The 12607-nt window shown below is 46.9% G+C and carries 12 protein-coding genes and 1 other annotated feature; of the genes, 1 reads left to right on the forward strand and 11 read right to left on the reverse strand.

The genetic code is table 11. The annotated features are described in order from the left end of the window. Position 1 precedes the first annotated feature (1 nt). The 10 genes from minC to MKX80_RS15165 all read right to left on the reverse strand — a co-directional run bounded on the left by minC (position 2) and on the right by MKX80_RS15165 (position 10905). Positions 2-682, reverse strand: coding sequence for a septum site-determining protein MinC (minC, locus tag MKX80_RS15120; RefSeq protein ID WP_182070996.1), 681 nt, complete (start codon positions 680-682; stop codon positions 2-4). Between the two features lie 54 nt (positions 683-736). Beyond that, on the reverse strand, positions 737-1255 hold the full coding sequence (gene mreD / locus MKX80_RS15125; RefSeq protein ID WP_003184039.1) for a rod shape-determining protein MreD: 519 nt from the start codon (positions 1253-1255) through the stop codon (positions 737-739). Next, positions 1252-2160 (reverse strand): rod shape-determining protein MreC, encoded by a 909-nt coding sequence (mreC, locus tag MKX80_RS15130; RefSeq protein ID WP_003184040.1) that lies wholly within the window; start codon positions 2158-2160, stop codon positions 1252-1254. The genes mreD and mreC overlap by 4 nt, the downstream gene beginning before the upstream one ends. Positions 2161-2190: 30 nt before the next feature. Next, the gene (locus MKX80_RS15135) at positions 2191-3201 is read right to left on the reverse strand and encodes a rod shape-determining protein (protein WP_003184042.1); all 1011 of its coding nucleotides are present in this window, start codon (positions 3199-3201) and stop codon (positions 2191-2193) included. A gap of 87 nt (positions 3202-3288) precedes the next feature. Continuing rightward, positions 3289-3963, reverse strand: a complete 675-nt coding sequence (gene radC, locus MKX80_RS15140) for a DNA repair protein RadC (protein ID WP_154995853.1) — start codon at positions 3961-3963, stop codon at positions 3289-3291. Between the two features lie 55 nt (positions 3964-4018). Further along, complete coding sequence (locus tag MKX80_RS15145) at positions 4019-4591, reverse strand: Maf family protein (RefSeq protein ID WP_154995854.1); 573 nt, start codon at positions 4589-4591, stop codon at positions 4019-4021. 152 nt (positions 4592-4743) lie between these two features. Further along, positions 4744-5778 (reverse strand): SPOR domain-containing protein, encoded by a 1035-nt coding sequence (locus MKX80_RS15150; RefSeq protein WP_268342949.1) that lies wholly within the window; start codon positions 5776-5778, stop codon positions 4744-4746. Positions 5779-5982: 204 nt separating this feature from the next. Continuing rightward, complete coding sequence (locus MKX80_RS15155) at positions 5983-6732, reverse strand: A24 family peptidase (RefSeq protein WP_268294090.1); 750 nt, start codon at positions 6730-6732, stop codon at positions 5983-5985. A gap of 150 nt (positions 6733-6882) precedes the next feature. Further along, the gene (locus MKX80_RS15160; protein ID WP_326099180.1) at positions 6883-8181 is read right to left on the reverse strand and encodes a folylpolyglutamate synthase/dihydrofolate synthase family protein; all 1299 of its coding nucleotides are present in this window, start codon (positions 8179-8181) and stop codon (positions 6883-6885) included. Between the two features lie 81 nt (positions 8182-8262). Beyond that, a complete protein-coding gene (locus tag MKX80_RS15165) occupies positions 8263-10905 on the reverse strand; it encodes a valine--tRNA ligase (RefSeq protein WP_154995858.1) in 2643 nt (880 codons plus the stop codon). Between the two features lie 59 nt (positions 10906-10964). Continuing rightward, positions 10965-11195: a binding site (T-box leader), on the reverse strand. Between the two features lie 167 nt (positions 11196-11362). On the opposite strand from MKX80_RS15165, the gene MKX80_RS15170 reads away from it, so the two are divergent. Next, a complete protein-coding gene (locus MKX80_RS15170) occupies positions 11363-11554 on the forward strand; it encodes a hypothetical protein (protein ID WP_020452457.1) in 192 nt (63 codons plus the stop codon). 18 nt (positions 11555-11572) lie between these two features. Here the strand turns inward: MKX80_RS15170 and ysxE are convergent, their stop codons facing one another. Next, positions 11573-12595 carry a spore coat protein YsxE gene (ysxE, locus tag MKX80_RS15175; protein ID WP_154995859.1) on the reverse strand — a complete coding sequence of 341 codons (1023 nt, stop codon included), beginning with the start codon at positions 12593-12595 and terminating at the stop codon, positions 11573-11575. Positions 12596-12607 lie beyond the last annotated feature (12 nt).

The following is a 12607-nucleotide window of genomic DNA, read 5'->3' on the forward strand; positions in this document are numbered from 1 at the left end:
TTTACATTCCTCCCTCAAGCCTTGTTAAACTAGGTCTTAAATGAGCTAATTGCTGAAGGCGGTCAATGACCATATTCTCATTTTCATCTAAATAAGCACATTCCATGTCGTTCCCTTCTTGGATGTGGTCTGGGGAGCGATTGAGCACATGATTGATACGCAATTGAGTCGGTCTCATATCCGAAGCCGCAATAACAGCTCGTTTATTTCCATTAAAACCGGCGTGGGCAATCCCTCTTAATGAGCCGAGGATGAAAATATTCCCTCCGGCTTTCACCATTCCTCCCGGATTCACATCCCCAATGAGAAGCAAATCACCCTCCGTTTCGAGGACTTGCCCTGAACGGACAATTTTAGCGACAGAAATGATTTCGCTTTCCGTTTTTAAGCGGTTTGCTTCATCTTTGGTCATGACTTCACTTTCAATGGAGTGGATGAACAGATTTTGTTTCTCAGTGATCACATCGGTCAGGATCTGTTCTTGCTCCTCGGTCACATAGCGGTGGCCGAGCTTAACGAGAACACTGATTTTCTGGCCTTTTCCATCCATATAATGTTCGAGTGACAGCATATCCTGAAGACCGTACAATAATTCTTCAAAAGAGCATGTGTCATCAAGATGAAGCGTCAATCCATTTTTCGTTCCTTTAATTGTTACGTATTGCTGCTTTTGGGTCTTCACGGTGTTCACCTCAACATCATACTCTTTTCGACATCGGCTCATAAAATCCTCTTTTTACTCATTCCTCAGCTCTTTCTTAAGACTGGTAAAAAACCATTTGAACGGGTAAATGAGTAAAAGGCCGCCAACCGCGTTCAGCGCAAGCGTGGGCAGGAGCCTGCCGAGCACAAATTGATGGAACGGCATGATTTCCGGACGTATCAGCATCTGCACGCCATATTGGTAGAATTCAAGAACACAGACGGCGAGCAGCGAAATAAAAATGACGACCAGCGCGTTTGTCTGCAATACTTTGAACGCTTTTGACGATAAATAGCAAATACCGGCAAAACCGAACATATATACACCTAAAAGGTCGGTGTAATTAATATCATATAACAGTCCGAAAATAAATCCATATGTAATGGCAAAAGGCTGATTGACATAAGCCGTCATAAAAACTAAGACAAGCAGCAGAAAACGCGGAATGAGCTGCTGTTCTTCCGTCACAAAAGGCAAGTTGACAAAATCCGCATAGACGCTGTCAGATACTAAAACAAACATCATGACGACGGGAAGAAGGAAGCGTTTCACGAACCTTCCTCCTCATCGTCCATCTTGTCGACATCCACCGTATCAAGCGTTCTGTCGACGACGATGACGTTATCAAGGTTATACATATCGGCTGCCGGTTCTACATAAGCGATTTTCGTCAAGCCGTAGGAATCGGGTTCAACCTCTGTCACTTTTCCGATCGTCAGGCCTTTCGGAAAAACGCCGCCCGCACCGGAAGTTTCGACGAGGTCTCCTTTTTTCACTTCCCTGTCTTCATCAGGCTCAATGATTTCCATGGAAAGCGCCTTTTTATCGGAGTCGTAGCCGTTGATGATTCCGTTCACCGTTTTCTTGCCTTTATCTGCAGCGATAACCGTAGAAATTCTGTTGTTTCTGTCTGTTGCGCTTAAAAGCTGGACGGTGGAAGTGAAATTGTTCACTTTTGTGCTTTTGATTTTTCCGATCAAGTTGCCGTTTTCATCTGTGACTGCCATATCCTTTTCAACGCCGTGCTTAGAACCTTTGTTAATCGTGATCAGGTTCCACCACTCATATTTATCGGGATTTCTGGCGATAACGGTCGCCAGAATCGGCGTGTAGTCTTTAATTGATTTCAAATGGCCGAGCTCTTTTCTTAAAGACTTATTTTCATTTTCAAGCTCTTGCAGCTTTGCCTCGTATTGCGTCTGGCCGTCGAGCTTTTTCCGCAGGCGCTCATTTTCGCTGTACGTATTTTTTAAGTCTTCGATATTTTCAAAGAAGCCCGCAAAAAATTGAGCGGGCGTATGAAAAATCGTCTGGAATACACCAGTTGTATCGCCAATAAATTTTTCGGGCCAAGTTGCATTCCGGTCATTCTTTAACGAAAATCCAATCATTGCCACTAAAATGATGATACAAAGGAGTAAAAGCATCAACCGTTTATTCGTAAAAAACTGCGGCATGATTATACACCTCTTCTATTCCCTGTGTCCTTAATTTTTGCCTTTAAATAGATGAATTTGCTCAAGAGCTTTACCTGTTCCGATCGCTACACAGTCAAGAGGGTCTTCCGCAATTAAAACCGGCATTTTCGTTTCTTCGCTGATGACTTTGTCCAGGTGGCGAAGCAGTGCACCGCCTCCCGTCAGGACGATTCCGCGGTCCATAATATCAGCCGCGAGTTCAGGCGGAGTTTTTTCAAGCGTATTTTTTACGGCATCGACAATTGCAGTCACAGTGTCGCGAAGCGCCGCTGTAATTTCTTTTTCAGTGATTTCAATCGTTTTCGGCAGACCTGTTAAAAGGTCGCGGCCGCGGATTTCCATGCTTTCTCCGTTTTCAGAAGCTTCGGCAGAACCGATTTCAAGTTTGATCGCTTCCGCAGTACGGTCACCGATCATCAAGTTATATGTTTTTCTAATATAAGTAATGATTGCTTCATCCATTTCATCTCCGGCAACGCGGATAGACTGGGATGTGACGATGCCACCGAGGGAAATAATTGCGACTTCGGTCGTTCCGCCGCCGATGTCGACCACCATGCTTCCAGTCGGCTCCCAAACAGGAAGGTTGGCACCGATCGCGGCTGCAAACGGTTCTTCAATCGGATATGCATCTCTCGCTCCGGCCTGGCGCGTGGCGTCGATAACCGCACGCTGCTCAACCGCCGTAATTCCCGACGGGACACAGACCATGACATACGGCTTTCTCGCAAATAAGCCTTTGTTTTTAACAGCTTTGCTAATATAATGTTTCATCATTGTCGCTGTTGTTTCATAATCAGCGATTACGCCATCCTTCATCGGGCGGAGGGCAACGACATTGCCGGGCGTACGTCCGATCATGTTTTTCGCATCATTTCCGACTGCAACGATCTGTTTTGTATCTGTTTGCAGTGCAACGACAGAAGGCTCCCTGACGACAATTCCTTTACCTTTCACAAAAACAAGCGTATTCGCCGTTCCTAAATCTATTCCAAGGTCTCTCGCACCAATTCCAAACATTTGTATGTATCTTCCTTTCTTAAAACAATATTCCTAAGCAAAAACCCATAAATTCTATTATAGCTTAATTTAATGAAAAAAAAAGTGTTACAAATATCCTTTTTCTTTTAAGCTCACAAATTTTTGATCACCGATGATGATATGATCGAGCAATTCGATTCCAAGCAGCTGTCCGGACTCGTGAAGGCGCTGTGTAACTTCTATATCTTCGCGGCTCGGAGCCGGATCTCCGGACGGGTGATTGTGAACGCAGATGAATGAAGCTGCGGAGCGCTTTAAAGCTTCTTTAAACACTTCTCTCGGATGGACGATTGAAGAGTTCAAGCTTCCTATAAAAACCGTGCGCTTGTGAATCACCTGGTTTTTTGTGTTGAGATACAGGCATACGAAGTGCTCCTGAGACAAAAAACGCATATCCCCCATTAAAAAATTGGCCGCATCTTCGGGAAAACGGATCACATAACGGTCTTTGCAAGCCAGGCTGTGAATGCGCCGGCCCAGTTCAAGCGCCGCCAAAATCTGCACGGCTTTTGCGCGGCCGATCCCGGAAATGCTGGAAAGCTCCTCTGCTGATGCTTCTTTTAACAAACGGAGGCCGTCAAACGTTTGAAGCAGCCGGCTTGAAAGCTGAAGAACCGATTCTTTTTTCGTCCCGGTCCTGAGCAGTATCGCAAGCAGTTCATGGTTTGACAAACTTTCGGCGCCTATGTTGAGAAGGCGCTCCCGCGGCCTTTCTTCATCAGGAAAATCCCTTAATTTCAATGGCAGATTGCTTATGATAAACCCTCCCTTTTGATTCCCTTCTCGTTTGGGTTCATCAAAAGGAGTGGAGATCAAACGTTTTCAGCATTCTCATCGTTTTGGAAATCGGAAGGCCCACAACTGTATAATAGTCTCCTTTTATCTGTTTGACAAAAAGCGCGCCTTTTCCTTGTATTCCGTATGAACCGGCTTTATCAAACGGTTCTCCCGTAGCGATGTAAGCGCTGATTTCCTTTTCTTCAAGAGGCCAAAAAGAAACTTCGGTTTCTTCAAAAAATGTTTCGCATCTCTCGCCGTCCTTAATGCAGACGCCGGTGAGCACTGAATGGGTCTGTCCCGAAAGCATGCTCAGCATCCTTTCTGCATCCTCGGCATCTTTGGGCTTGCCCAAATAAGCCCCTTCATAAAAAACAATGGTGTCGGCGCCAAGCACGACGGCATCAGGATATTGTTCGGCTACTGCACGCACTTTTTGTTCCGCCAACCATTTGACGTTTTCTGCTGGTGAAAAGTTTCGAATTAATTTTTCTTCCGCGTTGCTCGTAATGATGCTATACGGAATCTGCAGGAGATCGAGGAGTTCCTTTCTGCGGGGTGATTGTGAAGCCAATATGAGCTGTCGAGTCATAAGAAGCCATCCTTTCAAAGGTTTTTGCATAGGAAAAAAAGATACCTGTTTTATCCTACCAAAAGAACGCCGCCGCCACAATTTCAGAAAAATAACTTTTTAATGACAAAAATCGCGAAAATAAAAAACCAGCACGTCTGCTGGTTTTTTATTTATTCAATTTGGCTCAGCAATAGCTGCTGGCTCTTCCAGCCGTTGGCTGCGGTCGGTTTCTCCAGCAGGTTGACGGCTTCCAGTATGCTCTTCTTTACCTCTTCAGACTCACCTTTTGATTGGGCGCCGTCAAGTTCAGCTTTGACACCGGCTATGTTTTGAGATGTAACCTCCGCGCCGAGAATCGCTTTGGCCGACAGCTCAGCCGCTTCTTTAAAAGGCTCAAGCAAACCGGGATCGAGTGCAACCGGAAGCTCTTTTCCGCCCCACGCCTCAAGATCGTTTTCGATTAATATTTTGCCAAGCTCAGATGTCATCTGCTTTTCCCCCGTTATTCCGGCGATCACATAAAATCCGTCGTCCTTGGCAATCGAAACGGCGGCATACCCCTTGTCTGCGATTTGAGAGGCCAGCGTCTCTGCTCCTTCTTTAGATGAAAACTTGCCGGCCTGAACGGCAAAGCTGTTAAAAGATTCTCCCGCTTGTCCGCTATTTTTTTCTCCGCTCTTTTTCTCATCAGCATCGGAGTCACCGGCTTTAACCGTCTGCCCGTTTTCCGCATCCGCACCCAGGCTGCCGGAAGCCGGCACCCCTTCTTTATGGGTTGCGAGATTCAGCGCAAACAGCCCGAGTCCCGTACCGAGCAAAACAGCAAAGATAATGGTCGCAGCAAAGCGTTTCACAGGATACGTAAGGGACGTTTTCGTTTTTCGGTTGTTTTTGGCTTCGTTTTTCTTTTGATAAGGCGCCACCACTTTAGGATCGTCTTTATACACGGTTTCTTCTTCATCTGGAGGCGTCCATGTAAATTCACTTGTTTCTGGTGTGCCGTCCTCTTTTGAAGCCGATACTTCCCGTTCTGCCTTTCTTTTTTCTTCCCAGTTCGAAAAGGTGAACTTCTTTTCTTCATTTCTGTTGGAAAACTCTTTTTCATTTCCGTAGATGGTCTCTTCTCTGCCGTTGATCATCACTTTAAGCGGGTCTTCCTGGGGCGCTTTTTTAGCTGAGTTTTTCTTGCTTTTCCGTTTTTTCATGTGCTTCCCTCGCTTTCCGTTTATTGTTTTATATTGAGTTTAGGCGGCAGGTTGGCCGCTCTCTATACGATCGGCAGAGGGAAGCCAGAAGGAAGGAGGAGTTCTCCAAAAGGCTGTCCCTCTTATTGTCCACACTTTATCACAGCCTCAAAAAAAAAGAACAAGACTTTTGTCGTCTTGCCCAAAAAGGTTTCGTCAAATTTTTCACCACCATGCCGTTTGAAGGTACCACTCGATCATTGGATCACCATAGAAACAGCTCGTCAGCGTCCCGATCAGAATTGCGGGAGCAAACGGCATGGGTTCATTTTTCTTCAGCTTGCCTGCCAGCAGTGCAATAAGCCCTAGCACCGTTCCTGCGGCTGCCGAGAGGAAAAAAGCAAGAATGAGGAGGTGACTGCCGAGCGCCATGCCGATCACCGCAAACAGCTTTACGTCTCCCCAGCCGATTCCCCCTTTCGTCAAAAGCAGCGTCAAGAGAGGCAGCATACCGCCGGCAAACGCACCGCTCAAACCGGAATGCCACTGTTCGAGGGGAACAAGGAACCGTCCGACGGCAAAGACAAGCAGGAAAAAACAAAGAACAGCATCCGGAATGACCATATGTGTCACATCAGATACAAAGACGATCAAAAGCAGGGAAATAAGAGCAAGCACAATCACCAGTTCCCCTTGATGCCCAATGTGCATGCCGGCAAACGCAAACAGGATGGCGGCGGAAAGCTCAACTGCCGGATACACGATCGATACCGGGGTTTGACACCCTTTGCATCTCCCCAGCTGCATCAAATAGGACAAAACCGGTATCAGTTCCGGGAAACCCAGCTGCCTGTTGCAGACCCGGCAGAGAGAACGCGGAGCAATCAATGATATCTTTTCAGGAATGCGGCGCCCGGCCGAATTAAAAAAGGAACCGAGCACTAAGCCTGCCGTAAAAAGGTAAAAGATGAACATCACTATCAGCCTCGCAGAATCAAATTTAACCGCTTCATGGGAAAGAGCGGCTTCCTGAGGCTGTTATTTTAGCAAATATGAAGTGCCTCCGCTTTTCATAAAACATAAAAATGCGCCGTCAGCCGATGGCCAAAAGCGCATTTTTATGTTTTATTCAGTTAAAGCTGCCCTGACGGCGGAAATAAAGTAAAGCGACCCGGTAATAACGACCACCGCTTTTTCATCTTCAGCTTGTTCTTCGATATAACGGAAAACAGAGCCGATGTCTTCATCAAATGTTTTATGATCAGCGGTACTTTGCTCAAATAGCTTTTGAGCGGATTCCGCCCTCGGGAAATCAAAGGATGTGAAGTGAATCGATGACGCGAACGACTCGATTTTGCGGATCATGTCTCTGTACGGCTTATCTTTGAGAGCGCTGAAGCATACGTGAATATTCCGCCCGTCGAAGTGGGACGTGATCGTCTCGGCCAGCCGTTCCACCCCTTCTTTGTTATGAGCGCCGTCAATATAAACGAGAGGCCTGTTCAATACCTTCTCAAACCGGCCTGGCCATCCCGCGTTACGAATGCCGCGTTTCAGCTCTTCTTCGCCGATGCCCGCATGTTTTTCGGCCGTCAGCCATTCGGCCGCAAGTATTGCTAAAGACGCGTTTTGCCGCTGATGGGTGCCGATCAGGCTTGTTTCAATTCTTTCATAATGATGTAACGGTGTTTTCAGCGAAAACTGCTCACCATCAGGCAGTGAACGCTCTCCGTACAGCTCGCAATCCTCGTGAAGGGATATAAAAGCAGATTCTGTCTCCATCGCCTTTTGCTTTATCACCTCAGCTGCTTCATGCTGATGAACGGCTGTGATAACAGGTACGCCGCGTTTGATGATCCCCGCCTTTTCTGCGGCAATCTCTTTCAATGTACTGCCTAATATCGCCGTATGGTCATGGCCGATCGAAGTAATGACCGTTAACATCGGCTTCACGACGTTTGTCGAATCCAAACGGCCACCTAATCCCGTTTCAAAAATAACAAAATCGGTGCTCCGGTATTTAGCAAAATATAAAAATGCGCATGCCGTAATAATTTCAAATTCGGTGGCGGCTCCGAATTCGGTTTTTTCAAGCTCGAGGACGAGAGGCCCGACCTCATTAAAGAGCGCCGTCCATTCTTCGTCTGAGATCGGTACGCCGTCAACGCTGATTCGTTCGTTAAAGGTGATGATATACGGTGATGTGAAGGTGCCTGCTGTATAACCGGCTTCATTTAATACCGAACGGAGAAAAGCGATCGTTGAACCTTTTCCGTTTGTACCGGCGACATGAACCGCATTGAGCTTTTTCTCGGGGTGCCCGAGCTTTCTCAGCAGCCATTCCATTCGTTCCAAACCCGGCTTCACGCCGAATTTAAGCCTTCCGTTAATCCAGCTGAGTGCTTCATCAAACGTTTTGAACAAGCGCATTCCTTCCCTTCAATTGATGAAGGTGTTTTCCAGCGACTGTGAACGACCTGGAAAACACCTCCTTTTTTCGTGTTATTAGTTTTTCAATTCGGCAATTCTTTTTTCTACAGCTTCACGTTTTGCCGTATAATCGGCTTCTTTCGCCCGCTCTTCTTCAATGACATGTGCAGGTGCTTTTTTCATAAATCCTTCATTGCTTAATTTCTTCTGAACCCGTTCTACTTCCTTCGTCAGCTTATCGAGTTCTTTTTGAAGGCGGCTGATTTCTTCCTCAATGTTAATCAGACCTTCGAGCGGCAAGATCAGCTCGGCGCCGGATACAACAGCGGTCATCGCTTTATCGACCGCTTGGATATCCGTTCCGATTTGAAGAAGGCTCGGATTCGTAAAGCGTTCCACGTATGAACGGTTTTCTTCAAGCCGTTCGGCGATTTCCGGCGTGCTTGTTTTAATATAAAGCTCAATCTGCTTGCTGAGCGGCGTGTTGACTTCGCTGCGGATGTTCCGCACGGCGCGGATGACTTCAACGAGAAGCTTCATATCCGCCGCGGCCTCGGTGTCCGTATATTCTTTGACGGCTTCAGGCCACTTGGCGACTGTAATGGATTCCCCTTCGTGAGGAAGGTGCTGCCAAATCTCCTCCGTCAGGAAAGGCATAAACGGATGCAGAAGGCGCATCGTTTGATCCAGCACATACGCTAAAATGGAGCGGGTTGTCTTCTTCGCCGCTTCATCTTCACCGTAAAGCGGAAGTTTCGCCATTTCGATGTACCAGTCACAGAAATCATCCCAGATAAAATTGTAGAGATGGCGGCCAACCTCGCCGAATTCGTACTTGTCAGCCAGCTGTGTCACGGTTTCAATCGTTTCATTCAACCTTGTTAAAATCCACTTATCGGCAACAGATTTTTCACCTGACAGATCAAGCTCTTCATATGTCATGCCGTCCATGTTCATCAGGGCGAATCTTGATGCGTTCCAAATCTTGTTCGCAAAATTCCATGTCGACTCCACTTTTTCAAAGCTGAAGCGTAAATCCTGCCCCGGAGAGCTTCCTGTCGCAAGGAAGTAGCGCAGTGAATCCGCTCCATACTTGTCGATCACATCCATCGGATCGACGCCGTTTCCGAGCGATTTGCTCATTTTGCGGCCCTGATCGTCGCGGATGAGTCCGTGAATCAAGACATCTTTAAACGGACGTTCTCCGGTAAATTCAATACCTTGGAAGATCATTCTGGATACCCAGAAGAAAATAATATCGTATCCTGTGACAAGGACGTTCGTCGGATAGTAGCGCTTGAAATCTTCCTCATCGATATCAGGCCAGCCCATCGTTGAAAACGGCCAAAGAGCGGAACTGAACCATGTATCAAGAACGTCTTTGTCCTGCTCCCAGTTTTCAGCATCTTCCGGCGCTTCAACGCCGACATAGATTTCACCCGTTTCTTTATGGTACCACGCCGGAATCCGGTGGCCCCACCAGAGCTGGCGGGAAATGCACCAGTCGCGGATATTTTCCATCCAGTGCAGATACGTTTTTTCAAAACGGTCAGGGACGAAGTTGACTTTTCCTTCGCTTTTTTGCAATTCGATGGCGGCATCGGCAAGTGGCTGCATTTGCACGAACCACTGCGTTGACAAGTACGGCTCAACGACTGCTCCGCTGCGTTCGCTGTGGCCGACCGAATGCGTATGTTCTTCAATCTTGAACAGCACGCCCTCTTCCTGAAGATCTTTCACGATCTGCTTGCGGCATTCAAAACGGTCCATGCCTTTATATTGAAGCGCATTGTCATTCATCGTGCCGTCTTCATTCATGACAAGAATGCGTTCAAGGTTGTGGCGGTTTCCGATTTCAAAGTCGTTCGGATCATGGGCAGGCGTAATTTTAACGGCGCCTGAACCGAATTCCATATCGACGTAGTCGTCTCCGACAATCGGAATTTCTCTTCCCGTGATCGGCAGAATGACCGTTTTTCCGATTAGGTGTTTGTACCGCTCGTCTTCCGGATGTACCGCAACCGCTGTATCGCCGAGCATCGTTTCCGGACGGGTCGTCGCAATTTCAATCGAGCCTGAACCGTCTTTCAGCGGATAGCGCATATGATAAAACGCACCTTGTACGTCTTTATAGATGACTTCGATGTCAGACAGAGCCGTTTTAGTGGCCGGATCCCAGTTAATGATATATTCTCCGCGGTAAATCAGCCCTTTTTCATAAAGCTTTACAAATACTTCGCGCACCGCTTTAGAAAGCCCTTCATCAAGGGTGAACCGCTCCCTTGAATAGTCGAGGCCGAGGCCGAGTTTTGCCCATTGGCTTCGAATAAAATCGGCATATTCCTCTTTCCATTTCCATGTTTCTTCGAGGAATTTTTCGCGTCCGAGATCATAGCGTGTTTTTCCTTCTTCACGAAGCTTCGCTTCTACTTTTGCCTGAGTTGCAATACCGGCGTGATCCATACCCGGCAGCCAGAGCACGTCATAGCCCTGCATCCGTTTCATTCTTGTCACGATATCCTGCAAGGTGGAATCCCAAGCATGCCCCAAATGCAGCTTACCCGTCACATTCGGCGGGGGAATGACAACGGTATACGGTTCTTTTTCAGGATCGTTTTTCGCTTCGAAAAATTTGCCGTTCACCCAATAGTCGTATCTGTCTTTTTCAACTGCAGACGGATCGTATTTTGTCGGCATCGTCAGTTCTTGATTATCCATTTTCAAACCTCCAACAGTATTAAACGGCTGAACAATAAAAAAAGCCCTCTTGATCCTGTTAAAAGGACGAAGAGAACTCTCTCGCGGTACCACCTTTTTTCATGAATGCGAAAAACGCATTCACGCACTTAAATGGGATAACGGGACTTTCCCGAATTTCTCTACTTTTCTTTCGAGAAATTACGCTCCTGGGCGACCTTCCAAAAAAGACTGACTGGGAGCCTTTCAGCGAACCGGCTTCCCTCTCTGCAAGCGTCTGTTTTTGTACTCTTCCCATTCAAAGCGGGTGATCATTGACTTTTCAGCACGTACTTTTTCTTTTTCTTATATTACTAAATCTTTTTCATTTTCGTCAATCATCTTTTCCGTTTTTCTCTTGTTTTATACGAGACTGGGCCATGCACACAAGCTCCTTTTCCTCATATGATGCTGTAACGAAAAGGAGAGGAGGCATAAGATGCGAAAAAAATTCAACACACATTCATTCCAGCCGTGGCTGAAGCAGGTCAGACTTGTTGCTGTTCAAGTCGTCCTCCCGATCACGATCTTCCAGGGTATCCGCACGATCATCTTTCCTACCACATTTGATGTCCTCCTTTTGGGCATTCTCATATTCCTTGCGTGCGCCTTTCACCTTGACTGGATATAAGCACGAAAAAAGTCCGCATCATGATGATGGGGACTCTGTTTCTTCCTGAAGTTTTCTGTTTTCTTCCGTCTCGTGAATGCTCATCACAAGCGGTTCAGCGTTTTTCATTTGCCAGTACGCTTTCAAAAGCCTTGTACAGGCTTCTTTTTCCCCGAGCCTCTTCTCCCGATCGTAGCGGTTCAGCACGCCGAATACAGGCCCGGGGTAAGCCATATAGCTGAGGAATAAGTTGATTTCTTCCTCCCGCAAAGGATAGACATTGTGATACGTATAAAACCAGTTTACACATTCCGTGCACATGACGGGATTCGTCTTAAACATTCTTGTAAAAAATACGATGAGATCATTCGCAGGCGGCGCGTGTCCCGCTTTCTCAAAGTTCGTAAAGTAACCCGTTCCGGTATCGTTATAGAGAAAATGCCGGACGGACAGCTGCCCGTGGTTTAACACCATTCTTGAAGACTCTTTGTCTTTCATGGTTTCATGCCAATCTTCAAGACGGGCGAGCGCAAAGTCGGCAGCAGATATCGTCTCTTTGAAATACATGGCTGCCTGAAGCTGGAACGGAGACATATACCATTCGTTTTCCGCTCTGCTGACGAATTCTTCATATTTCTGTTTTTGTTGTTCCCATTTCCGTTTTGTCCGTTCATAGTGCCCGAGTATCTCTTCCCGCTTCACACCGAGGTCTTTTTCCGTCCGCTGGTGAAGAAGAGCGATTTCTTTAAACATATATTCGTGTTTTTGATCCCGCTCCTCCTCTCTTTCAAGAGTAAGCCAGGGCATGAGATAGCAGACGTCTTCTCCGGCTTGCGTTAAAAATCCACCCGTGCGGTTTCGATAGACGGGAACGAACTGCCTGTAGCCTTTTTCCTCCAGCATGATCATCTGTTCCGTGAAGCGGACATTTCTTGAAGCCGCCAATTTTTTCAGGGCGAATACACCGTGATCCGTGTACACTTTCCATACCTTTGGACTGACCGATTCCATATATTCAGGCGTAAGACCGTATTCATTTAAAACAGACTGGATGCCTTCCATCGGCTTCACCAC

Source organism: Bacillus sp. FSL K6-0972 (genome assembly GCF_037976035.1).
Taxonomy (GTDB): Bacteria; Bacillota; Bacilli; order Bacillales; family Bacillaceae; genus Bacillus; species Bacillus haynesii.